The sequence below is a fragment of the Pannonibacter indicus genome, assembly GCF_001418225.1.
Lineage (GTDB): Bacteria > Pseudomonadota > Alphaproteobacteria > Rhizobiales > Stappiaceae > Pannonibacter > Pannonibacter indicus.
Window position 1 is genome coordinate 384,075 of the sequence record NZ_LIPT01000001.1, and the last position, 24,451, is coordinate 408,525.

At 62.6% G+C, this 24,451-nt stretch carries 26 protein-coding genes; 9 read left to right on the forward strand and 17 right to left on the reverse strand.

Annotation, left to right across the window (positions count from 1 at the left end; genetic code table 11):
- Window positions 1-49 precede the first annotated feature (49 nt).
- Together ychF and ASC48_RS01745 are read left to right on the forward strand one after the other, a co-directional pair.
- On the forward strand, window positions 50-1,150 hold the full coding sequence (gene ychF / locus ASC48_RS01740) for a redox-regulated ATPase YchF (protein ID WP_055454087.1): 1,101 nt from the start codon (window positions 50-52) through the stop codon (window positions 1,148-1,150).
- 27 nt (window positions 1,151-1,177) lie between these two features.
- Entirely contained in the window at window positions 1,178-1,864 is a 687-nt protein-coding gene (locus ASC48_RS01745) for a fumarylacetoacetate hydrolase family protein (protein ID WP_055454088.1), read from the forward strand.
- 519 nt (window positions 1,865-2,383) lie between these two features.
- Here ASC48_RS01745 and ASC48_RS20080 read toward each other — a convergent pair.
- Window positions 2,384-2,932: a methyl-accepting chemotaxis protein gene (locus ASC48_RS20080; protein ID WP_279626027.1), complete on the reverse strand. Its 549-nt coding sequence runs from the start codon at window positions 2,930-2,932 to the stop codon at window positions 2,384-2,386.
- 389 nt (window positions 2,933-3,321) lie between these two features.
- On the opposite strand from ASC48_RS20080, the gene mbfA reads away from it, so the two are divergent.
- The 4 genes from mbfA to ASC48_RS01770 all read left to right on the forward strand — a co-directional run bounded on the left by mbfA (window position 3,322) and on the right by ASC48_RS01770 (window position 5,943).
- Entirely contained in the window at window positions 3,322-4,305 is a 984-nt protein-coding gene (mbfA, locus tag ASC48_RS01755; RefSeq protein WP_055454089.1) for an iron exporter MbfA, read from the forward strand.
- Between the two features lie 166 nt (window positions 4,306-4,471).
- Window positions 4,472-4,837 carry a hypothetical protein gene (locus ASC48_RS01760; RefSeq protein ID WP_208975493.1) on the forward strand — a complete coding sequence of 122 codons (366 nt, stop codon included), beginning with the start codon at window positions 4,472-4,474 and terminating at the stop codon, window positions 4,835-4,837.
- 153 nt (window positions 4,838-4,990) lie between these two features.
- The gene (locus ASC48_RS01765) at window positions 4,991-5,461 is read left to right on the forward strand and encodes a MaoC family dehydratase (RefSeq protein WP_055454091.1); all 471 of its coding nucleotides are present in this window, start codon (window positions 4,991-4,993) and stop codon (window positions 5,459-5,461) included.
- Window positions 5,458-5,943 carry a MaoC family dehydratase gene (locus ASC48_RS01770; protein ID WP_055454092.1) on the forward strand — a complete coding sequence of 162 codons (486 nt, stop codon included), beginning with the start codon at window positions 5,458-5,460 and terminating at the stop codon, window positions 5,941-5,943. The genes ASC48_RS01765 and ASC48_RS01770 overlap by 4 nt, the downstream gene beginning before the upstream one ends.
- 128 nt (window positions 5,944-6,071) lie before the next feature.
- Here ASC48_RS01770 and ASC48_RS01775 read toward each other — a convergent pair whose 3' ends face one another.
- From ASC48_RS01775 to ASC48_RS01830, 12 genes are all read right to left on the reverse strand, one after another.
- Window positions 6,072-6,551 carry a GNAT family N-acetyltransferase gene (locus tag ASC48_RS01775; protein WP_055454093.1) on the reverse strand — a complete coding sequence of 160 codons (480 nt, stop codon included), beginning with the start codon at window positions 6,549-6,551 and terminating at the stop codon, window positions 6,072-6,074.
- Between the two features lie 9 nt (window positions 6,552-6,560).
- Entirely contained in the window at window positions 6,561-7,214 is a 654-nt protein-coding gene (gene bluB, locus ASC48_RS01780; RefSeq protein ID WP_055454094.1) for a 5,6-dimethylbenzimidazole synthase, read from the reverse strand.
- Window positions 7,215-7,216: 2 nt separating this feature from the next.
- Window positions 7,217-7,765: an adenine phosphoribosyltransferase gene (locus ASC48_RS01785; RefSeq protein ID WP_055454095.1), complete on the reverse strand. Its 549-nt coding sequence runs from the start codon at window positions 7,763-7,765 to the stop codon at window positions 7,217-7,219.
- Window positions 7,766-7,914: 149 nt separating this feature from the next.
- Window positions 7,915-8,796, reverse strand: coding sequence for an S-methyl-5'-thioadenosine phosphorylase (locus ASC48_RS01790; RefSeq protein ID WP_055454096.1), 882 nt, complete (start codon window positions 8,794-8,796; stop codon window positions 7,915-7,917).
- A 143-nt stretch (window positions 8,797-8,939) separates the two neighbouring features.
- On the reverse strand, window positions 8,940-9,794 hold the full coding sequence (locus ASC48_RS01795) for a cytochrome c1 (RefSeq protein WP_055454097.1): 855 nt from the start codon (window positions 9,792-9,794) through the stop codon (window positions 8,940-8,942).
- Window positions 9,795-9,818: 24 nt separating this feature from the next.
- Complete coding sequence (locus ASC48_RS01800; protein WP_055454098.1) at window positions 9,819-11,084, reverse strand: cytochrome b; 1,266 nt, start codon at window positions 11,082-11,084, stop codon at window positions 9,819-9,821.
- A gap of 23 nt (window positions 11,085-11,107) precedes the next feature.
- Window positions 11,108-11,668, reverse strand: a complete 561-nt coding sequence (gene petA, locus ASC48_RS01805) for a ubiquinol-cytochrome c reductase iron-sulfur subunit (protein ID WP_019963925.1) — start codon at window positions 11,666-11,668, stop codon at window positions 11,108-11,110.
- A 283-nt stretch (window positions 11,669-11,951) separates the two neighbouring features.
- Window positions 11,952-13,790, reverse strand: a complete 1,839-nt coding sequence (locus ASC48_RS01810) for an ABC transporter ATP-binding protein (protein WP_055454099.1) — start codon at window positions 13,788-13,790, stop codon at window positions 11,952-11,954.
- Window positions 13,774-14,229, reverse strand: a complete 456-nt coding sequence (locus ASC48_RS01815; protein WP_141658845.1) for a hypothetical protein — start codon at window positions 14,227-14,229, stop codon at window positions 13,774-13,776. Before ASC48_RS01815 ends, ASC48_RS01810 begins: the two co-directional genes overlap by 17 nt.
- Before the next feature lie 597 nt (window positions 14,230-14,826).
- The gene (locus ASC48_RS01820) at window positions 14,827-16,170 is read right to left on the reverse strand and encodes a methyl-accepting chemotaxis protein (RefSeq protein ID WP_055454311.1); all 1,344 of its coding nucleotides are present in this window, start codon (window positions 16,168-16,170) and stop codon (window positions 14,827-14,829) included.
- Window positions 16,171-16,274: 104 nt separating this feature from the next.
- Window positions 16,275-16,679 (reverse strand): DUF2177 family protein, encoded by a 405-nt coding sequence (locus ASC48_RS01825; RefSeq protein ID WP_055454101.1) that lies wholly within the window; start codon window positions 16,677-16,679, stop codon window positions 16,275-16,277.
- Between the two features lie 65 nt (window positions 16,680-16,744).
- Window positions 16,745-18,607, reverse strand: coding sequence for an ABC transporter ATP-binding protein (locus tag ASC48_RS01830; RefSeq protein WP_055454102.1), 1,863 nt, complete (start codon window positions 18,605-18,607; stop codon window positions 16,745-16,747).
- A 162-nt stretch (window positions 18,608-18,769) separates the two neighbouring features.
- Between ASC48_RS01830 and ASC48_RS01835 the strand changes: the two genes are divergently transcribed.
- On the forward strand, window positions 18,770-19,240 hold the full coding sequence (locus tag ASC48_RS01835; protein ID WP_055454312.1) for a tRNA (cytidine(34)-2'-O)-methyltransferase: 471 nt from the start codon (window positions 18,770-18,772) through the stop codon (window positions 19,238-19,240).
- A gap of 117 nt (window positions 19,241-19,357) precedes the next feature.
- Complete coding sequence (gene hemF, locus ASC48_RS01840) at window positions 19,358-20,284, forward strand: oxygen-dependent coproporphyrinogen oxidase (protein WP_055454103.1); 927 nt, start codon at window positions 19,358-19,360, stop codon at window positions 20,282-20,284.
- Window positions 20,285-20,288: 4 nt separating this feature from the next.
- On the opposite strand, the gene ASC48_RS01845 is transcribed toward hemF, so the two are convergent.
- Genes ASC48_RS01845 through ASC48_RS01860 form a run of 4 tightly spaced genes read right to left on the reverse strand, consistent with a single transcriptional unit; the run spans window position 20,289 to window position 23,150 of the window.
- A complete protein-coding gene (locus ASC48_RS01845) occupies window positions 20,289-21,533 on the reverse strand; it encodes a CCA tRNA nucleotidyltransferase (protein WP_055454104.1) in 1,245 nt (414 codons plus the stop codon).
- Window positions 21,534-21,568: 35 nt separating this feature from the next.
- Window positions 21,569-21,829 (reverse strand): DUF6111 family protein, encoded by a 261-nt coding sequence (locus tag ASC48_RS01850; protein WP_055454105.1) that lies wholly within the window; start codon window positions 21,827-21,829, stop codon window positions 21,569-21,571.
- Window positions 21,829-22,515, reverse strand: a complete 687-nt coding sequence (locus ASC48_RS01855) for a CoA pyrophosphatase (protein ID WP_055454313.1) — start codon at window positions 22,513-22,515, stop codon at window positions 21,829-21,831. Before ASC48_RS01855 ends, ASC48_RS01850 begins: the two co-directional genes overlap by 1 nt.
- Before the next feature lie 5 nt (window positions 22,516-22,520).
- On the reverse strand, window positions 22,521-23,150 hold the full coding sequence (locus ASC48_RS01860) for a DUF1285 domain-containing protein (RefSeq protein WP_055454106.1): 630 nt from the start codon (window positions 23,148-23,150) through the stop codon (window positions 22,521-22,523).
- Between the two features lie 276 nt (window positions 23,151-23,426).
- Here ASC48_RS01860 and ASC48_RS01865 point away from each other — a divergent pair, with 276 nt between their 5' ends.
- Entirely contained in the window at window positions 23,427-24,437 is a 1,011-nt protein-coding gene (locus ASC48_RS01865) for an AAA family ATPase (protein ID WP_055454107.1), read from the forward strand.
- The last annotated feature ends 14 nt before the right edge of the window (window positions 24,438-24,451 follow it).

Here is a 24,451-nt window from a genome sequence, read left to right on the forward strand (position 1 = left end):
TCGGGCAAGAAGCGGCTTAAATCTTCGATCAAACCGAAAGCGATCTCCCATGGGTTTCCAGTGCGGCATCGTCGGCCTGCCCAACGTCGGCAAGTCCACGCTCTTCAACGCGCTCACACGCACGGCGGCGGCTCAGGCTGCCAACTATCCGTTCTGCACCATTGAGCCGAACACCGGCGAAGTGGCCGTTCCGGACCCGCGCATGACGGCGATTGCCAAGATCGCGGGCAGCAAGGAAATCATCCCGGCCCGCATTACCTTCGTGGACATCGCGGGCCTGGTGCGCGGCGCCTCCAAGGGCGAAGGCCTCGGCAACCAGTTCCTCGCCAACATCCGTGAGGTGGATGCCATCGTCCACGTGCTGCGCTGCTTTGTTGACGATGACATCACCCATGTGGAAGGCAAAATCGACCCGATCTCCGACGCGGAAACCGTCGAGACCGAGCTGATGGTCTCCGACATGGAAAGCCTTGAGCGCCGCCTTGCCCCCATGAAGAAGAAGGCGCAGGTTGGCGACAAGGAAGCCAAGGCCATCGTCCCGATCATGGAAGCTGCCCTCGCCCTGCTGCAGGACGGCAAGCCGGTACGCACGCTGAAGCTGGCCGATGCCGAAGAAGAAAAGATCCTGCAGGGCCTCAACCTGCTGACCTCCAAGCCCGTCCTCTACGTCTGCAACGTGGAAGAAGGCTCCGCCGGCACCGGCAATGAGCTGTCCGCCAAGGTTGCCGAAATGGCGAAGGCGCAGGGCGCGGGTTCCGTGGTCATCTCTGCAGCCATCGAGGCGGAAATCTCCCAGCTCGACAATGAAGAGCAGAAGGAATTCCTCGACACACTCGGCCTGGAAGAGCCGGGCCTCGACCGCCTGATCCGCGCCGGTTATGACCTTCTGGGCCTGATCACCTATTTTACCGCAGGCCCGAAGGAAACCCGCGCCTGGACCATCACCCGCGGTACCAAGGCCCCGCAGGCGGCTGGCGTCATCCACTCGGACTTCGAACGCGGCTTCATCCGCGCCCAGACCATCGCCTTCGACGACTACATCAGCCTCGGCGGCGAAGTGGGCGCCAAGGAAGCCGGCAAGGCGCGTGACGAAGGCAAGGACTACATCGTCAAGGACGGCGATGTGATGCTGTTCAAGTTCAACACCTGACGCCAGCACCAGAAAGACCAGCGCATCATGACGAGCTTTGTGATCGACGTTCCGAAGATCCCCGCCCTGCCCGTGGCAGGCACTGATGCGCTGTTTCCGGTGCGCCGGGTCTATTGCATCGGCCGCAACTATGCGGCTCATGCGGTGGAGATGGGGCACGATCCCAGCAAGGAGCCGCCATTCTTCTTCCAGAAGAACCCGGACAATCTCGACGCCTCCGGCACCTTCCCCTATCCGGGCCAGACGGCGGATGTGCATCACGAGGTGGAACTGGCGGTGGTGTTGAAGTCCGGAGGCAGCGGCATTGCGGTGGCCGATGCGCTTTTCCACGTCTATGGCTATGCGGTGGCCCTCGACATGACCCGCCGCGACCTGCAGGCGGTGGCCAAGGACATGGGCCGCCCCTGGGACACGGCCAAGGCCTTCGAGCATTCCGCGCCCATCGGCCCCGTGATCCCGGCAAGCATCTGCGGCCACCCGCAGGCTGGGGCGATCACGCTCACCGTCAACGGCACGCTTCGGCAGAGCGGCGATCTCAACCAGATGATCTGGAAGATCCCGGAGATGATCGCCTATCTGTCGGACTATTTCACGCTGGCCGCCGGCGACGTGATCCTGACCGGCACACCGTCCGGCGTCGGCCCTGTTGTGCGCGGCGACAGGCTGGAGGCCCGCGTCGAGGGCTTTGCACCACTCACTGTCGAAGTCGTGTGATCAGCCTGAAGGCCCGTCACAGCTTCTGGCGGATGACACCGTACCAGCCAAGGCCGGCATAGGTCTCATAGCCCGGCGTCCTGTGGAAGGCGACGGTGGCGCCGTCCCGGTCCACATAGAAGCCATGCTCCTGGCCGCCGGTCTGGAGCTGGAACTGCTCGCTCAGCACGCCTTTACCATCCGATGAGGCCAGCACACGGCCATTGCCGCTGACCAGCATCACGCGCGAGCGCTCCCGCTCCTGCGGTGTCAGGCGCACGCCGTTGACAATCGCCTTCGCCTGCGGCTCCCAATCGAAGTGGACAGCCAGCATCCCAATCGGACGGCCATTGCTGCGCCCGCCCTCGCGCACGCTGGCAAGATAGGTCGCCACCTGCCCATTGCCGAGCAGCGGCTCGCGGGAGATTTCGTCGGCCACATAGTCATCGCCGGAGCGCAGGGACCGGCCACGGCTGAACCAGCTGCGGGAAGACACATCCGCGCCGGCAACCTTGAAGCGGTCCGGGCGGCCATTGGCGATCACCCGGCCGTTGAGATCACACAGCCACAGATCCGTATAGACCGTATAGGCTCCGAGAATGACGCCCAGCCGCTCGCTGCATAGGCAACCGCCTCCGGCGTGGAATTCTCCGCACAGCCAGCCACGGCCGAATCCGTTGCCCACCAGCGCACGTCACAGGTGCGCTCATAGAGGTTGCGGTCGATCAGTTCGATGGCGTTGAGTGCCAGATCCGTCAGGCGCGAGCCCTGCGCCTGCAGCGCCATCTGGCGCGTCAGCGTTTCCAGCGCCTCAATTTCGCCCGCTAGTTCCTTGGCAAGCGCGCTGGAAATGCCCTCGACAGCGGTGGAAATCTCGCGCACTTCCTGCGCCACCACCAGAAAGCCGCGGCCCTGATCGCCTGCGCGGGCGCTCTCGATCATGGCATTGAGCGCCAGCATGCGCAGCCGCCCCGTTACGTCCCGGATCTGGCCAACCTTGGTGGTGGTCAGTTCACGCACCTCGGAGGTTCGTTCCACGATGTCGGACAGCGCCGGGGCACGCTCCGTATCGGCAATCAACTGATCCATCTAAATATCTACCTGCCGCTCAGCTCCGAAGAGCCAGAAACCAGGAAGATATACTGTCAAAAATCACTAACAAACCGGAAATCCGGATCAATTTCAGAATAAATTCATCCATTGTCTCGGACACTTGCAACTCTTTGCCTAACATTAAGCCAAAAGAAAAACAAATAGGCAGTTCCGGATGCAGGTATTTTTTTCATGAAGCCAGAAAGCCAGACCGTATGAATACTTCTGTTCAAAAAACAGGCAGCCAATTGGCCGGTGCGCCTCCTCCCTCCGGGTCGAAATGCCACGCCAGGAGAGACCTATCTTCGCGCTTTCCCCTATGGCCAGGGCGGGCGGAGCGGGGTTAGACTGATGTCTCGGTCCCCGTTCAGGAAAGCAAGCGCAAGATGCTGTTCAGATTGATGAATTCCGGCCGCCGCGACTTTTCATCGCTGAGCGAGGCCGAAATCCTTGCGCTTGCCATTTCGTCCGAAGAGGACGACAGCCGGATCTATAAGGCCTATGCTGACGGGCTGCGGGATGATTTTCCGGCCTCTGCCGCCGTGTTCGATGCCATGGCGGAAGAGGAGAATGGCCACCGGCAGCAATTGATTGCCCTGTTCCAGAAGCGCTTTGGCGACACGATACCGCTGATCCGGCGCGAGCATGTGCGCGGATATTACGCCCGCAAGCCCGACTGGCTGGTGCGCCCGCTCGGCCTTGAAAAAGTGCGGGCGATGGCGGAACAGATGGAGGATCAGGCCGCCCGCTTCTACGAGGAAGCTGCAAAGCTCACCAGCGATGCCGCCACCCGCGAGCTCCTGGGCGATCTCGCCATGGCCGAACGCGGCCACGAGAGCCGTGCAGAGGCCCTGAGCGAGAGCCTGACCCCCATGGATGTGCGGGCCGAGGAAGACAAGACCGCCCACCGCCAGTTCATTCTCACCTATGTGCAGCCGGGCCTTGCCGGGCTGATGGATGGCTCGGTCTCGACGCTGGCCCCGATCTTTGCCGCAGCCTTTGCGACGCAGGACACCTGGCAGACCTTCCTCGTCGGCCTGTCCGCCTCCGTTGGTGCGGGCATTTCCATGGGCTTCACGGAAGCTGCGCATGATGATGGGGTGCTGTCGGGGCGCGGCTCTCCACTGAAGCGCGGCCTCTCGTCCGGTATCATGACGACGGTTGGCGGACTTGGTCACGCCCTGCCCTATCTCATTCCGGATTTCTGGACAGCCACCAGCCTGGCCACAGCCGTGGTCTTCATCGAGCTATGGGCGATTGCCTGGATCCAGAACCACTACATGGACACTCCCTTCTGGCGTGCCACCCTGCAGGTGGTTCTCGGCGGCTCACTTGTCTTCGCGGCAGGCGTACTCATCGGCAACTCCTGATCACTTTTTACTCATATATGCTCCCATTAATTGCATTATATCAATGTATATTGATTATCGACACTAAGCGTCTGCTTTACAGGCTGCCGCAGCGGTGATCTTGCTTTTCATGGAGCCTGCGGGCTGCGGAGAGTCGCAACTTGCTCATGGCTCTGTGGGGAGCATGATGAAAAGCTTCAATTTTCTTGCAGCGGCAATTGCCGCAACCTTGACCGCAACCGCACCGCTTCTGGCGGCTGGAACCGGTCAGGAAGGCTATTTCCAGATCTACAACAATACGGACAGCAACACGGTCGTTGGTTTCTATACCAACGATGGCAACGGCTGGAGCGACAACTGGCTCAGTGAGCGTCTTCGCCCGGGCGAAGACCTGCGCGCCACCTTCCACGCCAATTCCGGCCCCTGCGAACAGACTTTCCAGGTGGGCTGGCTTGGAACGGACGGCAGCGAAGTCCTGGATGATCCTGTCTCCATCGACATCTGCGAAGCCTCGAACGTCTATCTGGACGACAACGAGATGTATTACGATTGAGGCCAATCGCCGGAGCGGGTGGCGGCCGCCCGGATCTGGCGCATGGTCTGACCCACTGGCATTCAAGCTCCACTAAAAGGAGCATTTGCCAGAAGCGGAATGAGCCCCATCAACCACTGGCGCGGGCGGTCATGGCAAGATAAAACAAGTCCCATGACCGTCCACCGCTATTTCGAAGACTTCTCGCCCGGCGAGACCATCCCCCTCGGCACGAAGACCGTCACGAAAGACGAAATCATCGCCTTTGCTGCAGAATTCGACCCTCAGCCCTTCCATCTCGATGAGGGGGCCGGCAAGGCCTCGCTGCTGGGCGGCCTTGCCGCATCGGGCTGGCACACCGCCTCCATGTTCATGCGCATGCTGGTGGACGGGCTTCTGGCGCAGTCCGCCGGTCAGGGCGCGCCGGGCATCGACACGCTCACCTGGAGGCGGCCGGTCTATCCGGGTGACACGCTGAGGGCGGAAGCCAAGGTGCTGAGCTGCCGCTCCTTGCGCTCGCGGCCCGGCCTTGGGCTCGTCACCTTCGCGTTTTCCGTCTTCAATCAGAACGGTGACACCGTGATGGTGCTGGAAAATCCGATCCTCTTCACCTGCCGTGAGGCAGCAGCGGAGGCGGGCGCATGAGAACCTGGTTTGACGAGATGGAGCTGGGCGAGCGCGTCGAGCTTGGCTCCCACCACTTCACGGCCGAAGACATCGTCCGCTTTGCCGCCGCCTTCGACCCTCAGCCCTTCCACCTGACGGAAGAAGGTGCAGCGGCTACACACTTTGGCCGCCTCTGCGCCTCCGGCTGGCACACGGCCTCCGCCTTCATGCGCCGTCTGATCCTGACCATGCAGGAACTGGACGCGGCCACGCTTGCTCGCGGGGAAACGCCGGTGGAGCGCGGCCCCTCGCCCGGCTTTGAAAACCTCAAATGGATCAAGCCCGTATTTGCCGGCGACACGATCACCTACGCCAGCGTCGTGATTGCGAAGGATGATATCCCGCAGCGCCCGGACTGGGGCCTGCTGCGCGGCCGCAATGAGGGCACCAACCAGAACGGCGAACTGGTCTTCAGCTTCGAAAGCAAGGTCTACCTCCGGCGCAGACCGCGGCAGGCCTAAGCTTCGTATTGCCGCAGCCTGGCCCCAACTCTCGATGAGCGTGGCCCATCAAGAGCTGCTCAAGCCCGTACGGCGCCTGAGCCAATTCAAGGCGTGGTGCGTCAGCATCGAAAGCCTTGGTACAATGTCTAAAGGCTGCGGCCGAGCACTACTTCGTCATGCAGCGGGATGCCGTATTCACCCACGAGCGGGATCTCGGGCTTGAGCTGGCGCTCCTCATCAATGACGCCCTGCACGATCCGCTCCAGCCGGAAGCCACGCCGCTGATAGAAGCGGAAGGCATCCAGATTATCATTCGATGTGCGCACCATCAGCCGGGTCATGCCATGACAGCGCGCATCATTGACCACCGCATCCAGCAGCTGCGTACCCGTACCTGCCCAGCGGCTGAGCGAATCGAGGGTCAGGATTTCCCATTCGCTCTCCCGGCGGATGACCGTGACAGCCCCGGCGAGCTGCCCGTCGTCCTCCGCCAGAAAGCCCGGCAGTGCCGAGGCATCGACCATGACGCCATCCAGCAGGATTTCCACACCTGCCCACCGCTCTTCCAGCAGCTGTGCGAGCGACGCCCGGTCCTTGTCTTCAATCGGCCTGATGATAACTGCCAAAGGCTCCTCCTAACGGATGAAAATACGCCCTTCGAGCGGCGTGCGGGCCTGCCAGCCCTCCCGTTCCAGCTCCGGCACCAGATGCTCTTCCTCGGGAAAGCCGAGGCAGAGATAGCCGATCAGCTCCCAGCCGGAAGGCACGTCCAGCGTTGTCTTCACGGCCTGTGGATCGATGATCGACACCCAGCCGAGCCCAACACCATGCATGCGCGCGGCAAGCCACAGGCACTGGACCATGCCAACGGCCGAGAAGGCAAGTGTCTGCGGCATCGTTGCACGGCCAAGCCCATGCCCCTGCTCCGGGTCCGGATCGCAGAAGACCGCCAGCTGAACCGGCGCTTCGCGCAGGCCTGCCAGCTTGAGCCTTGCGTAAAGCTCCGCCTTTTCGCCCTCATAGGCCGCAAGGGCACGGTTGTTTTCCTGCTCGAACAGCCTCGTGACCGCGTCCCGCCGGGCTTGGCTTTCCACCCGGACGATGCGCCAGGGCTGACTGTTGCCAACGGATGGCGCAAGGTCGGCTAGCGCCAGAACCTCATCCAGCAGGCCATCCGGCAGATAGTCCTTGCGGAAGCGGCGCACATCACGCCGCCAGTGCAGCAGGTCGGCAAAGGCAGCCCTGAACGCAGGCGAAAACTCCGGTCCGCACTCCGTCTGCCCTGCCATGGTCAGTGCCCCGGAAAGGCCAGCAGCGTGCGCACCGGCACGCCCATGGCTTCCAGCCGCTGACGCCCGCCCAGGTCCGGCAGGTCAACGATGAAACAGGCGGCGACAATCTCCGCCCCCTGCCCGCGCAGCAGTTTGCAGGCAGCTTCTGCCGTGCCGCCGGTGGCGATCAGGTCATCAACCACGATCACCCTGTCGCCCGGATTGATGGCATCGCTGTGCATCTCGATTTCATCAAGGCCATATTCCAGCGAATAGGCAACACTGACCGTCTGCCAGGGCAGCTTGCCCTTCTTGCGGATCGGCACGAAGCCGGCAGACAGCTGATGCGCCACGGCTCCGCCCAGGATGAAGCCACGCGCCTCGATGCCGGCAATCTGCTCCACCTTGGAACCGGCCCAGGGCTGTACCAAAGCATCCACCGCCCGGCGGAAAGCACGGGCGTTGCCCAGAAGCGTGGTGATGTCGCGGAACAAGATGCCCGGCTTGGGATAGTCAGGGATGGTCCGGATGGCCTGCAAAAGCTCTTCGGAAACGCTGGGAATGTCCATATCGTCCTCTCAGGGCGCGTCGTAACTTGATTGGCCACGGGCCCAGGGCAGAGCCCCGGCAGCAGGGCCTTTGCCAGATCTTATATCAAGACGCGATCGCCGGGGGCAAAGGCATAACCACCTTGCCCACGGCCAATGCGCCGCAGCGGTCATCCCTTGTCGAAAAGCACCCGGCCTGCCACGGCATCAAGCTTCGCCAGCAAGGCCGGGTCGCGCCGCTCTGGCGCCGTCATGATCGCATAGTCAAGCGCCCGGTCGGAACCAACGGGGCACAGCTCATGCTCACGCGGCAGAGCGCGGGCAAGGCGCGCCACCAGTTGTTGGGCGTGGTGAGCATTGTCATGCAGTACCTTGATGATCTGCTGGATATCGACCTCGCCATGGTCCGGGTGCCAACTGTCATAGTCGGTCACCATGGCCACCGTCGCGTAGCAGATCTCCGCCTCGCGGGCGAGCTTGGCCTCCGGCATGTTGGTCATGCCGATCACATCGCAGCCCCAGGAGCGGTAGAGGTGGCTCTCTGCAAGGGAGGAGAACTGCGGCCCCTCCATGGCCAGATAGGTGCCGCCGCGCCGGTATTTGAGGTCTTCCGCCCGCGCAGCCGCTTCCACATGATCGACCAGCCGGGGACTGACCGGATAGGCCATCGACACATGCGCCACGCAGCCCGTCCCGAAGAAGCTCTTCTCCCGCGCAAAAGTCCGGTCGATGAACTGCTCCACCAGCACGAAGGTGCCGGGTGCCAGTTCTTCCTTCAGCGAGCCGCAAGCCGAAACGGAGATGAGGTCCGTAACGCCGCAGCGCTTCATGACATCAATGTTGGCGCGGTAATTGATCTGCGACGGCGGGTGCATGTGTCCACGGCCGTGGCGCGGCAGGAACACCACCTTGAGACCGTCAATGTGCCCGATCCGGACCGCATCGGATGGATCGCCCCAGGGGCTTTCAACCCCGATCCATTCCGCTCCCTCAAGGCCCGGCAGATCATAGATCCCCGACCCGCCAATCACGCCCAGAACCGCCTCAGTCATCGGCACCCCCAAATCAGACCGGCCCGATTAGGTCCGGTTTGCCGGTGCTTGTCAAACCCGGCAAGAGCCCCGGAAAATGCAAAGGGCCGCCCCACCGGGCGGCCCCCTTCTCAGCATTTGCGGTCACCCCGCAGGTGCCGGTATCAGTGCTCGACGTTGCGCCACAGCTTCTTCTTGGTGAAGTAGAGCATCGACGCGAAGACGATCAGGAAGATCATGACCCGGAAGCCCATCTTCTTGCGCTCTTCCAGGTGAGGCTCGGCGGCCCACATCAGGAAGGCGGAGACGTCACGGGCGTACTGATCCACCGTCATCGGCGTGCCATCGGTGTATTCGACCTGCTCATCGGAGATCGGCTTGGCCATGCCGATGAAGGACCCTGCCATGAAGGCCGGGTTGTAGTGCTGCCCAGCGGGAACCGTCACGCCCTCCGGCACTTCCTCGTCGTAGCTGACAAGCAGCGCATGGACATAGTCCGGGCCCTGCTCGTTGTACTGGGTGAAGGCGTCAAAGATGAACCACGGGAAGCCGCGGTGGGCAGCACGGGCCTTGGCGATCAGCGAGAAGTCCGGCGGATATGCGCCGCCATTGGCGGCACGGGCCGCCTGCTCGTTCGGGAACGGAGAGGGGAAGCGGTCGGCCAGAACAGCCGGACGCTCGAACATGTCGCCATCGTCATTCGGGCCATCCTGAACCGTGTATTCCGCCGCAATCGCCTTTGCCTGATCTTCGGTGAAGCCCGGCCCGCCCGGCTGCGCCAGGTTGCGGAATGCCACAAACTTCAGGCCATGGCACGAGGCACAAACCTCACGGTAGACCTTGAAGCCGCGCTGCAGCTGAGCCTTGTCGAAGGTGCCGAAGGGCCCCGCGAAGGACCATTGTTCACGCGGGATGTGCGGCCCCTCACCTGCTGCGAAAGCGGGCGAGGCAACAGCCACAGCGATGGTTGCGGCCAGCGAGACGCCAAGGGCGCGGACGGTCTTGATCATGGTGCTCATTTCAAAAACTCCTGACCCTTTCCGTCACTTCGTCTGCGGTGCTGCAGCAGCAGCGGCAGGCTTGCCGGCCCCACTTGCCAGAACCGCTTCGGAGATCGAGGCCGGCAGCGGCAGCGGCTTCTCAAGGAAGCCCAGCAGCGGCAGGATGATCAGGAAGTGGGCGAAGTAGTAGATCGTGCAGATGCGCGACAGGATCACGTAGATGCCTTCTGCCGGCATCGCACCGAGATAGCCGAGGGCCACCGCGTTGATTGCGAAGATCCAGAAGAACTGCTTGAACAGCGGGCGGTAGACGCCCGAGCGGACCCTGGACGTATCGAGCCAGGGCAGGACAAACAGGATGGCAATGGCGCCAAACATGGCCAGAACGCCGCCGAGCTTGTCCGGCACCGCACGCAGGATCGCGTAGAACGGCAGGAAATACCATTCCGGAACGATGTGCGCGGGCGTCACCAGCGGGTTCGCCTCGATGTAGTTGTCAGGATGACCCATGTAGTTCGGCACGTAGAAGACGAACCACGAGAAGAAGATCATGAACACGACGATCGCGAAGGCGTCCTTGACCGTATAGTACGGATGGAACGGAACCGTGTCCTGACCGGACTTCGGCTGCACGCCCGTCGGGTTGTTGTTGCCCGTAGTGTGGAAGGCCCACACGTGCAGGATGACAACGCCGAAGATCATGAACGGCAGCAGATAGTGCAGCGAGAAGAAGCGGTTCAGCGTCGGGTTGTCGACGGCAAAGCCGCCCCACAGCCAGGTGCGCACGGTTTCACCCACCAGCGGGATCGCCGAGAACAGGTTGGTGATCACGGTGGCGCCCCAGAAGGACATCTGGCCCCAGGGCAGGACGTAGCCCATGAAGGCGGTGCCCATCATGATGAGGAAGATGATCACACCCAGGATCCACGAGATTTCGCGCGGAGCCTTGTAGGAGCCGTAGTAAAGACCGCGGAAGATGTGGATGTAGACGGCGATGAAGAACATCGACGCGCCATTGGAATGCAGGTAGCGGATCAGCCAGCCGAAGTTCACATCACGCATGATGTGCTCGACACTGTAGAAGGCTGCCGTGGTGCTGGGCGTGTAGTGCATCACCAGCACGATGCCGGTGATGATCTGCGAGATCAGCACGAAAAAGAGAATACCGCCGAAGGTCCACCAGTAATTGAGGTTCTTCGGGGTCGGGAAATCGACGAAAGAGCCGCGAACGAGCGAGATGACCGGCAGACGGCTCTCAAGCCATTTCGCCGCCGCGCTCTGCGGAACGTAATTGGAATGTCCAGCCATGGCTGTCTCCTGGGGTCTACCGGTCAACCGATCTTGATCTTGGCGTCTTCAACAAACGCAAACGGCGGTACGAGGAGGTTCTCCGGAGCAGGCCCCCGGCGGATACGCCCTGCGGTGTCATAGTGCGAACCATGACACGGGCAGAACCAGCCATCGAAGTCGCCGGCATTGCCCAGCGGCACGCAGCCCAGATGGGTGCAGATGCCGACCATGACGAGCCAGGCTTCCTTGCCTTCGGCAGCGCGATTCGCGTCGGAGGCATCGGCGGTATCGGACAGGTTGAGATTGCGCGCCAGTTTGTCCGGCAGTTCGGACAGCGGCACAGCCTTGGCCTCTTCGATCTCCTTGTCCGTACGCTGACGGATGAAGACCGGCTTGCCGCGCCACTTCACGGTGATCGACTGCCCCACCTCGACGGCGGAGACGTCCACCTCGATGGAGGCCAGAGCAAGAGCCGAAGCGTCCGGGTTCATCTGGTCGATGAAGGGCCAGGCGACAGCGCCCGCGCCCACAACGCCCATGGCGCCGGTCGCAAGATAGAGGAAATCACGGCGGGTCGGTTCCGCCGAATCCGTATGAGCCAAGGTCGCGTCCTCTCGAAACCTGTTTAACGTATACCGAATGCCCACAGGCAGGCAGCCTCGCCCTCCCCTCCGGAACGGTCGGCTGCCCGGCGCGGGCATTAACGGCAAACGGGTGCGGCAATCGCCCGCACCACACCAAGCGGTGGTCTTTTTGCACCGTTCTGCCGCATTGTCCAGATGACCTTCGGCCAGAACGCTAAATGTCGCACCGCTTGGGATGCCGTCATCACCTTTTTGATGCCCTGAAAAGGCCCCAATTGAAAGCCGGATCGTTTGATCTGGATCAAACTTCTGCAGCTGACTGCAAAAATCCGCCAGACTGATGCGACCACAGCTGTGCATATAGGCCGCCCCGGGTCAGCAGTTCTTCATGACGCCCCTCTTCGATGATTCGGCCCTTGTCCATGACGACGAGGCGGTCCATGGCCGCGATGGTCGACAGGCGGTGCGCGATGGCAATCACCGTCTTTCCTTCCATCAGATCGAAGAGACTGTCCTGAATGGCTGCCTCCACCTCGCTGTCCAGGGCGGATGTCGCCTCGTCCAGCAGCAGGATGGGAGCATTTTTCAGCAGAACCCGGGCAATGGCAATCCGCTGGCGCTGTCCGCCGGACAGCTTCACGCCGCGTTCACCCACCTGGGCCTGAAGGCCGCTGCGCCCGTCCTTGTCCTCAAGTCCCTGAACGAACTCAAGGGCATGGGCCTTGCGCAGAGCCTCGATCACCTCCGCTTCCGACGCCTCCGGCTTGCCGTAGGCGACGTTCTCATAGATGGACCGGTGCAGCAGCGAAGTATCCTGCGTAACAACACCGATATGAGCGCGCAGGTCATCCTGGCGGACACGGGCGATATCCTGCCCGTCGATACGGATTGAACCGCTCTCAAGGTCATAGAACCGCAGCAGCAGGTTGACGAGGGTGGACTTGCCCGCACCGGAACGGCCGATGAGACCGATCTTTTCGCCCGGGCGGATCGTCAGATCCAGCGCATCGATGACACCCTTGACCTTGCCATAGTGGAAGGAGGCCTTGTCGAAGACGATCTCGCCTTTGGTGACCGTAAGGGGCGCTGCATCAGGCACGTCCTGCACCTCCCGCTCACGCGCAATGGTGCCGATGCCGTCCTGCACCGTGCCGACATTTTCGAACAGGCCCGCAACTTCCCACAGGATCCACTGGGACATGCCCTGGATCCGCAGGACGAGGGACACCGCCACCGCCACATCGCCCGTAGTGACCACCTCATGCTGCCACAGGAATATGGACAGTCCGGCTGTGGAGAACAGCAGCAGCGTATTCAGCGTGTTCAGCGAGATGTTCAGCAGCGTCACATAGCGCATCTGGCCGAAGACGGTCTTCATGAAGCCCATCATCGAATTGCGGGCATATTCTTCCTCACGCCGTGCATGAGAGAAGAGCTTGACCGTGGCAATGTTGGTGTAAGCATCCACCACATGGCCGGTCATCACCGAGCGGGCATCCGCCTGCTCCTGCGAGATCGCCTTGAGGCGGGGAATGAAGACACGCAGCACGCCAACATAGGCAAAAGTCCAGACCACCAGCGGAATCGCGAGATAGAGGTTGGCATCACCGATGACGATCAGCGCGCTGGTCAGATAGACCAGCACATAGACCATCATGTCGACGATCCGAGTCACCACCTCGCGCACGGCCAGTGCCGTCTGCATCATCTTGTTGGCGATGCGGCCGGCAAAGTCGTTGTGGTAGAAGGTCATGCTCTGGCGCAGCAGATAGCGGTGCACGCGCCAGCGCACGGACATGGGATAGGTTCCGATCACGCCCTGATGGAACAGCAGTTCCCACATGGCCTGCGTCAACGGCAGGCCCAGCAGGATGACGCCGGCCATGAGCGAGAGCTTCACCCAGTTGTCGGTCCAGAACGTCGCCCGGTTGGCCTCGCCCAGCCAGTTGACCAGATCGCCCAGGAAGGAAAAGATCGCGACCTGAAAGATCGCGATCATCGCCCCTAGCACACCGACACCGGCCAGCAGCGGCCAAAGCGGCTTGGTATAGTACCAGCAGAAGGCCCCAAACCCCTTCGGCGGCACATCCAGCTTAAAGTCCGCGAAGGGATCGATCAGACGTTCAAATCTGGAAAACATTGTTCAACTCCAGAGATTTACGCCCCTCGCCCGCGGACCGGGCAGAACCGCGCAGACGCCTGATTTTCAGGCGCTGCCAATAGGGACGGCGGCCACCGAAGGCCAGCGGAAAGACGAAACTGACCAGCGCACCGGCAAGCACCAGCGTGCCAAGGAACAGCTCTATCAGATGCGTGCGGTACTGCGCTGCGCTCTGCACCGCATTGCCAATGCGCACAGCCTCCAGCGACCACAGGTCAGCGAGGAGAACCGGCAGGAAAATCAGCATGGCGGCACCAGCCGTTGCAGCGGAAAAGACGGCAACAGCCGCCCCGCCAAGGGCCAGGCGCTGGCGCCAGGACAGCGTCACCCGCGGCAAGGACGCAGCAAGGTCATCCGGACGCGGCAGGTCCGGCGGATAAGGCAGATCGAAAGGATCCAAAGGATAACGAACAGACATGGTTCTGCTCCAGACGGAATCGGACTGATGAGGCACAGCTGGCGGGACGCGCAAATGAAAGACGCGCAGCACCGGAATGGTCCGGTTACGCTTGGAGCCAGTCGCTATTCAGCTGAAATGTTTTGAAACGCCGTCTCAGGCTGCCGGGTGGCAGGAGATCGGAAACGGGCCCGCGAGAGCAGGGGCTACGGTCGTATGGACACGTGACGTATTTGTCATGAACACCCCTCCTCTGTTAGCTCGGTTGACGGCAATAGACAGCGCGGCAGAACGCGCCTGACTTTCTTAGACTGTTCGGTTGAAATCGCAAGGCCCCAAGCACAGCTCAAACATGCTTTACCTCCCGCCTGTTGCCATGAGGCAACAACGCAACCAGTACCTGAGAGACCTCGCCCCTTCTCCAGTTCCTATCCGGATCAGAGTGAACCTGACAGACGCCGGATTTATTTGTTTTCATTTGTCTTTTCGGAAAAACCACTGGCCGCTCTCCCCTGACGAACTCCGGGGCCGCCTTCAGGCACGCCCTCCGTCTGCGGGCGGACAAAAAATGCGGCGGAACCCGTCCGCCGCATGTCACCATCCCTTGGATTGCACTCCTCAGGCCGCGCGAATACTGGTCAGGAACTGGCTCACCTGCGTCTGCAGGCTGCTGGAGAGCTTCGTCAGTTCACCCGCAGCAGCGTGCATTTCATCCGTGGCCGAGGTGCTGGCCTGCATCGCTTCCGCAAGGCGGTTCATGTTGCCTCCCACGCGCTCGGTGCTGGCATTGGCCACTTGGACCGAACGGGAAATCTCACCGGTCGCCTGCATCTGGCTCTGAACTGAGCCATGAACGGCTTCGGAAATCTGGCTGATCTGCTCGATGGTCGCGGTGATGGAGCGGATCGCCCCGACCGCCTGCTCTGCGACGAACTGCACGGAGGCCACCTGGGAGGTGATTTCTTCCGTTGCCTTGGTGGTCTGGCCGGCCAGTGCCTTCACCTCATTGGCCACCACAGCAAAGCCACGGCCCGCTTCGCCCGCACGCGCCGCCTCGATGGTGGCATTCAGGGCGAGAAGGTTGGTCTGGTTGGCAATCTGGCTGATGAGTTCGACAACTTCGCCGATCTGACGGCCCGTCTCCGACAGGCGGCCGACGATTTCATCGGCCTGGCGGGCTTCAAGCACGGCAGCGCTGGCGATCTGGGAAGCGTTTTCGACATCACGGCCGATGGTGGAAATGGAAACTGCCAGCTCCTCGGCAGACTGGGACATGACACGCACCGACCGGCCGGCCTCTGCCGTTGCGGTGGAGACCTCATCCACGGCGCGGGAGGAGTTGCCGACCGCCTGACGCAGATCGAGGGCATTGCCGCCAACCGCATGCGCCGTGCTGGTCAGGGCTTCCACGACGCTGATGACCGAGCGTTCGAAATCGCTGGCCACGTCGTGCATCAGTTCCCGGCGCTCCTGTTCCATCTTGGTCTGCTGGGCCGCCTGGAGTTCAACTTCCTCCTTGGCGCGGGCTGCCAGCTTTTCACGGAACTGGACAACGGAGCGCGCAATGGCACCGATTTCATCGCTACGGCTGGCACCGTCAATATTCACATCCAGCTGCCCCTGGGACAGAAGATCAAGACCATCCTGCAGCCGGTTGAGCGGCCGGGCGACGCCCAGAGCCAGCACCACGGCCAGTGCCAGGAAGGCAATACCAATGGGCGAGCAGACAAGAACGATCTGCAGCATCTGATCGATGATCAGGCCATCCAGCAGGGAGGAGGCCTGCGGGCCGAGAAAGGCCTGCGCCTGCGACGGGTCACCCAGAGCAGAGGTAAGCGCTTCACGGAATACGTAGAACGCGTAACCCGTGCCGGCCACCATGATCAGGGCCGACGTCACAACCAGAACAAGAAAGCGGCCAAGGATCGAAAGGCGGATGCCCGTACCTACATTATCGTGCATGTCCATTCCCGATGGTCAGAAGAAACGTTCTTCGGTCCGATACCATGGGAAATAGTACTAGGGAGCGAGCGTAAAGATTTTCTTCACGCAATCAGATAAAACGCTCAGGACAACAGCTTATGCGTGATGGCATACCCGCCCGCCGCAGACACAGCACTGAGGGCGGAACCCCAGGCAATATCTACCAAAACCACCTCCAGCGGCCAGTCTCTCAGGGTCGCGTAGTTGGTCATGTCGTAGGTTGCATACGCAATAAAACCTAGGACCGCTCCACAGATCACGGCAGTCCAGATGCTTTCAGACTTCAATGCAGGGAGTACAGCAAAGAAAACCAGACCGCCGACATAGAAAAGATAGAAAACTGCCGCCGCACCAAGATTGGGCTTGTCCACCATCAGATGCCCGATGCGGTCGAAATAGAAGCGCGTTGCCACTTTTCCAAGCCAGACCGCATCAATCGCAAGAAATACGGCAGCAGTCGCAAGGTAGGCGGTGATAATCTGGCCCATAAGGAGGTCCCCCTTCTGGGAAATTTTACGTGGCTTCACGTCTGCCGGATCACGCAAGGCGGATGTCACCTTTCCTCGACAGACATCATCTCCCCGGCAGGCAGGAACCCGCCGGACTGGCGCTCCCACAGATCCGCATAGAGCCCGCCACGTGCCAGCAGCGCCTCATGGGTACCCTCCTCGACGATCTTTCCCCCGTCCATGACGATCAGCCGGTCCATGGCCGCAATGGTGGAGAGGCGGTGGGCGATGGCCAGCACCGTCTTGCCCTGCATCAGCGGTATCAGATTGTCCTGAATGGCAGCCTCGATCTCTGAATCCAGGGCAGAGGTCGCCTCATCCAGCACCAGAATGGGCGCATTCTTCAAGAGCACGCGCGCAATGGCGATGCGCTGGCGCTGGCCACCCGACAGCTTCACGCCCCGCTCGCCCACCTGCGCCTCGAAGCCGGAGCGGACCTTGCTGTCTTTCAGGTTCAGGATGAACTCCAGCGCATGGGCCTGCCGTGCCGCATCCTCAAGCATCGCCATGGTGGCATCCGGCCGTCCATAGGCGATGTTCTCACGGATGGAGCGGTGCAGCAGCGAGGTGTCCTGTGCCACCATGCCGATCTGCGCCCTGAGCGAGGCCTGCGTCACCTGCCGGACATCCTGACCGTCCACGAGAATGCGCCCGCTCTCCACATCATGAAAGCGCAGCAGCAGACTGGCCAGCGTCGACTTGCCCGCGCCTGAGGGGCCGACGATGCCGATCTTCTCCCCGCCCTTCACCGCAAAGCTCAGATCATCAATGACACCCCCGCGCTTGCCATAGTGGAAGCTGACCTTCTCAAAAACGATCGCGCCCGCGCTGACCATCAGCGCCGGAGCACCCGGCTGGTCCGTGACGGCAATGGGACGTGTCAGCATGTCGACACTGTCCTGCAAGGTGCCGAAGGAGCGGAACAAGGAGTTGAGCTGGCCCAGCATCCGCCCCAGCAGAAGATTGAGCCGCAGCGCCAGCCCCAGCGCCACCGCCACATCGCCGGCCGTCAGGATGCCATCCTGCCACAGCACAAGAGAGAACCAGCCGATGCTCACCATCATGACGCTGCTCAGCAGCGACATCAGCGAGCGCACTTCGGTCAGGTTGCGGGTGAAGCGTTTGAGCACCGCAAGGTAGCTCTCGAAAATCGCCCGCACACTGGCCTGTTCGCTCTCGCGGCTGCTGAACAGCTTCACCGTCTGGATATTGCTGTAGGTGTCGACCAGCCGGCCCGTCGCGCCGGAGGCGGCATGGGCAGCCGCGCGGGAATGGTTGCGGATACGCGGCACGTAATATCGGGCGATCACCGAGAAGACCGCCAGCCAGACGAGAATGGCCGCGCCAAGGCGCCAGTTCAATTCGCCCAGCAGCAGCAGCGTCGCCAGAGCATAGACCGCGATGTACCAGACTACCTGCAGCAGCGTGACCATGAACTCGCCCGCCGCCTGCCCGGCCTGCCAGACCTTGGACGAAATGCGGCCCGCAAACTCGTCGTGAAAGAAGGCGATGCTCTGGTCCATGATCCGCTGATGCGCCTGCCAGCGCACGCGGGCATAAAAGCCGGGCACCACGGTCTGCTCTTCAACGCCTGCGGTGAAGAAGGCCAGCACCGTGCGCAGCACCAGCACAACGGCCGCCATGCCTGCAAAAAGCTGCCAGTTCTGCGTGAAGAGGTCGTCCTTCGGTGTGGTCTGAAGCAGATCGACAATGATGCCGATGAAACTGTAGAGCCCTGCCTCCACCAGAGCAGTCGCCCCGCCCAGAAGCAGCATGGCCACGAAGGGCCAGGGCGACTGGCGCACGAGGAACCAGAGATAGGCGCCTGCGGTGACGGGCAGTTTTCCGGCTGGCGCAGAAACGAAGGGGTCAATCCAGCCTTCAAGGCAGCGCAAAATTCTGTTCAAAGGCTTGGTCCGGTTTCGAGATGTCCCCTTGCAGGGTTTTAGCACCCGCTGCGGGAATGGCCAGCCGCAAGGGGCTTAAATTGCTGTAATGACTTGCCGCAGGCATCAAGGGACATGCCCCAGCCGCTGGACAAACGGCGGAAAACCGGGCACTGCGTGGCCATGCCAGACCTTGCCCTTTACCAGCCGGATATCCCGCAGAACACCGGCACCATGATCCGCATGGCCGCCTGCCTTGATGTGCGCGTGCACCTGATCGAGCCGGCTGGCTTTCCCTTGTCCGACGGCGCGCTCAAGCGGGCCGGAATGGATTATCTGGAGCGGGCCGCCCTCATCCGCCACCTCGACTGGGCCGCCTTCGAGGAAGCACGCAAGGCCGCCGGGCGGCGGCTGGTGCTGCTGACAACCAAAAGCACCCTGTCCTACACGGACTTCGCCTTCCGGCCGGACGACATGCTGCTGCTGGGCCGTGAAAGCGCGGGCGTGCCCGATGCCGTGCATGACCGCGCCGATGCGCGGATCACCATCCCCATGGCTGCGGGCATGCGCTCGCTGAATGTCGCGGTCTCCGCTGCCATGGTGCTGGGCGAGGCCCTGCGCCAGACCGGAACCTTTCCAATCCCCTCCCGTTGACCTCCGGCAGGACAGATCACCGCTTTGCAAATCGCGGCAGGGGCTTGATAAGAAGAGCCAGAATCAGCCGCCCCGGCTCAAGCGCATGGCGGCAACAGAAATGACGAAGGAGCGCCCATGACCAAGGCAGCCGACCCCACACGCGGCGGCCCCGTGCCCGCAGATATCGAGACCAAGAAGACGGTTGCACCAGAATGGTTCGCCAGCCTGCGTGACCGGATCTGTCAGGTCTTCGAGGATCTGGAGGACGAGATCGGCGCCAAGGGAGGCCCGCTGGCGGATCAGCCGGCAGGACGGTTTGTCCGCACTCCCTGGGAGCGTATTGACAGCTCCGGCGCAAAGGGCGGCGGCGGCGTCATGTCGATGATGCATGGCCGGGTGTTCGAGAAGGTGGGTGTGCATGTCTCCACCGTCCATGGTGAATTCTCGCCCGAATTCCGGGGCCAGATCCCCGGCGCTTCGGAAGACCCGCGTTTCTGGGCATCGGGCATCAGCCTGATCGCCCACCCGCAGAACCCGCATGTTCCGGCGGTGCACATGAACACCCGCATGGTGGTGACGACGCGCCAGTGGTTCGGCGGCGGCGCCGACCTGACGCCGGTGCTCGATGCCCGCCGCACCCAGACCGACCCGGATTCCATCGCCTTCCACAAGGCCATGGAAGAGGCCTGCGCCCGGCACAAGAACGCTGACTACCCCCGATACAAGGAGTGGTGCGATGAGTATTTCTTCCTCAAGCACCGCAACGAGCCGCGCGGCATTGGCGGCATTTTCTACGACTATCTGAACTCCGGCGACTGGGACGCGGATTTTGCCTTCACCAAGGACGTCGGCCTTGCCTTCCTCGGCATCTATCCGGAACTGGTGCGGGCGAACTTCGAAAAGCCCTGGTCAGAGGCAGAGCGCGAGGAACAGCTGATCCGGCGCGGGCGCTATGTGGAGTACAATCTTCTCTACGACCGCGGCACGATCTTCGGCCTCAAGACCGGCGGCAACGTCGCCTCGATCCTCTCCTCCATGCCGCCCGTGGTGAAGTGGCCGTAAGCCATCATTTTGCGGCAACCGCGGCAAGAAGCTCATCGCGGGCTGCCCGGTAGTCCGAGGCGGCCCAGAGGCGGCGCAGGTGTTCCATCGCAGCGCCCAGCGCCGGGCCTTTCGGCACGCCTGCGGTGATGAGATCATGGCCCGTCACCGGAAACACCGGAATGTCCCAGCTCCGGGCCAGCTCATGCAGGCCCGCGAAGCCCGCTTCATCGCGAGCGGCCGAACGGGTGCGGGCCTGGGCGAGAACAAGGGCATCGAACGCCGTCTCCCGCCCCCAGGCCAGCATCTGCGCCTTCAGCACGGCCGCAGGATCTGACGCCTTCAGCAGGGAAATGGCCCCTTCGATGGCGCGGAACATCACACTCCGCTCCTGATTAGACAAGCGCCAGCGGCGGGCGATGCGCCCGGCGTCTTCGCCCACGAAACCAGTGAGGCAGGCAAGTGCCAGAATGGACGAGCCGGCTTCCGGCAGTTCATCACTGAGAGACTTCAGCGCGGCAAGGCTGGCAAGACGGGCCACACCACCCGTCAGCAGCGGCAGAATGCCCGTCCCTTCCATGACGGCGATCACCGGCGGGCAGGTTCTGACGGCAAGGATCTTCTTCATCTCCCCGCCGATCCGTTCCGCCGAAAGCTGGCCAAGCCCATCCCGCAGCCGCACGGAAGCGGACAGGCCCTCATCATCCGTCGGTCCGGCGCCATAGGTGGCATGAAAGCGGAAGAAGCGCAGGATGCGCAGATAATCCTCGCGGATACGGTCCTCCGCCCGGCCTATGAAACGCACCCGGCGGGCAAGGCAATCCTCCAGCCCGCCACCAAGCGGATCATGGATCGTGCCGTCAGCGCCGCAATAGAGCGCATTCATGGTGAAATCGCGCCGGGCCGCATCATGCGCCCAGTCCCGGCCGAAGCGCACCACCGCGTGGCGGCCGAAGGTTTCCACATCCTCGCGCAGGGTGGTTACCTCAAAGGGCTCGCCGGAACTGATCACCGTGACCGTGCCGTGATCAATACCGGTGGGCACAGCCTTCAGCCCGGCCGCTTCCGCCCGTTCGATCACCTGCTGCGGCAGGGCAGTGGTGCACATGTCCACGTCACGGACCGGCTCGCCCAGCAGCGCATTACGCACCGCCCCGCCCACGGCCCGCACTTCGTCGCCATCCTTCTGCAGGGCATCGAAGACGCGCTGGATCGCAGCGCCGCGCAGCCATGGCACGGCAGAATCGGGGAGCTTGCGGGGCAAGGTCATGATGTCAGTCGCTTTCGGCGTCCGCGTTTCAGGCCCTATTCATAGCGGCCCGGCACCAGAACGCCATCGCGGAATTCCACCGGGCGGTAGGTCTGGCCCTCATGGCCTTCCTTGAAGCTGGCCATCACCACGAAGCTGGCAATGACCAGCAGCCCGCCCGCAACAGTCAGCCAGAAGATATGCCCCCGGCTCCAGGCCTTGGCCGTCTCCGTTTTCTTCGAGAACCACAGCCAAAGGGCATAGACCGCGAAAGGCAAAAGGAAGAAACCGGCCTGGGTGAGTGTAATGCGGAACATCAGGCATAGACCGTTTCATAAAGCGAGCGAACGATACCGGCCGTGACACCCCAGATGTACCGGGTCTCATAAGGCATGGCATAGAAGTAGCGCGGGCGGCCCTGCCATTCACGGCTTTGGCGCTGGTGGTTTTCAGGCCGCATCAGAAATCCGAGCGGCACATCGAAGATATCCGCCACTTCGCCCGGGTTGGCCGTCAGCGGTGGCAGTTCATGCACGAGGCCCACGACCGGCGTAATCCGGTAACCGGACCCGGTGAGATAGGGCGACAGGCGGGCGAAGGGCTCGACGGCCGACGGATCCAGCCCGATTTCCTCCTGCGCCTCGCGCAGGGCAGCAGCTTCGGGGCTGCCGTCTTCTGGATCGATTTTGCCGCCGGGAAAGGCGATCTGCCCGCCATGGGCATTGAGATGCGGCGTGCGCAGCGTGAAAAGCACCGAGGCCTCACCCGGCTCCCCCCCCTGCAGCAAAGGCTTGGCAAGGACGGGTATCAGCACCGCAGCCTCGCGCGGTTCCCCCGTCCACTTGGCATAAGGCCCAAGGTCCGGATTGAGAATATGATCGCCCGTGTCCCGCTCGGCGGCAAATGGCAAGCGCCGCAGCGCACGGGAGCGGAAACCTTCAAGAGAAAACAGATCGTCTGCCGCGCCTGGCGTCCGTCCGGTCCGGGACCCGATTGCGTCCATCACGCTCATGACTGGTCTGCGCCTCCCCGTTCCGTCCCGCCCAATGCCCCCTCTGGCAGAGGGAAAAAAGCGCCGCCGCTCCACACGCCCGGCACCCCGTCCTTTTCCTCGATCAGCTCCGCCAGATCATAGAGAAGCGGACGTGTCAGCCGTGCTTCCAGCCGCCCTCGCACCAGAACATAGGGCACAAGACCATCATTTTCTTCATCCAGCCGGAAACGCAGCGGATTTTCCGGCCCTGCAGCCACCACATCGCCAACATTTGACCGGAACGTGAGCGTCCGTGAGTCGCCTTGTCCGAGGCTGTGCATCTCGACAGCGAGGAACGGCGCATCTGCGACGCGGATGCGGACCTTTTCCACAGGGGTCACAAGATAGTGACACCCGTCCTCATCCTTCCGCAGCACCGAGGCAAACAGCTTGACCAGCGCCTCGCGGCCAATGGGCGAGCCCATGTAGGACCAGGAGCCATCTTCGTGGATCGCCATGTCGATGTCGCCGCAGAATGGCGGATTCCAGCGATCTACCGGTGGCTTTTTGCCATCACCGCCGCCCGCACGGGCAATAAGCGCCGCCAGCGAGTCAGCCGGCCGCGCCGGGCCTGCAGAAGTGGAAAGCCGGGTTTCGTCTGTCATCAATCGGGCCGCTGCATCCGCCTTGCTGTTTCTGCCATGGTTCCGCCACCGGGGCGCGGTGTGATCTACACTGATCTGGAGCATCGTAGGCCTGTGCACAACCCGGCGCACGGAAAAAAGGCTTATACCGGCCCGGATAAACTGTCAGAGTGAACGGATGCAGCAGCGATCTGCCTGCCGCATCAGGCCACCGCAAGGATGGCCGGTATAAGAAAGACGGAACGCCCTCCCTTTCCCGCCGGGCAAGGACACGGACAACGGCTTGAAGAGGTTTCCATGAGCGCAATCACCACCACGCCCGCCAGCTCCGTCAACATTGTTGAGCAGGCCGAAAAGGCGGTCGCCCGCATTGGTGCGGCGCGCGCCGATATGGCCCGGGTGATCTTCGGCCAGGAAGCCGTGGTGGACCGCGCGCTCGTCACCATTCTGGCCGGCGGCCACGGGCTGCTGGTCGGTGTGCCCGGCCTTGCCAAGACCAAGCTGGTGGAAACGCTGGGCACGGTGCTCGGCCTCAACGCCCGGCGCATCCAGTTCACCCCCGACCTGATGCCCTCCGACATTCTCGGCGCGGAAGTGATGGAGCAGGCCGCCGATGGCACGCGCGGCTTCCGCTTCATCCCCGGCCCGGTCTTCGCCCAGCTGCTGATGGCCGACGAAATCAACCGCGCCAGCCCGCGCACCCAGTCTGCCCTGCTGCAGGCCATGCAGGAATATCACGTGACGGTGGCCGGCCAGCCGCATGATCTGCCGCGCCCCTTCCACGTGCTCGCCACCCAGAACCCGCTGGAGCAGGAAGGCACCTATCCGCTGCCGGAAGCCCAGCTGGACCGCTTCCTGATGCAGATCGACGTGCATTACCCGACGCTGGAAGCCGAGCGCCGCATCCTGCTGGAGACGACCGGCTCCGCCGAGGCCAAGCCCACTGCCGTGCTGAACGGGGAAGAGCTGATCGCCCTGCAGGCGCTGGTGCGCCAGATGCCGGTGGGCGAAAGCGTGGTCGATGCCATCCTGAAGCTGGTCCGTTCCGCCCGCCCGGCAGAACAGGGTGAAGGCGATGATCTGTCCCGGCTTATCGCCTGGGGCCCCGGCCCGCGCGCCAGTCAGGCGCTGATGCTGACCGTACGCGCCCGCGCCCTGATCGAGGGCCGCCTGGCGCCTTCCATCGATGATGTTCTGGCACTGGCCGAACCTGTGCTGCAGCACCGCATGGCGCTGACCTTTGCCGCCCGCGCCGATGGCCACACCGTGCGCGAGGTGATTTCGCGCCTCAAGACCCGTATCGGCTGAGCCGGGAGGACCTG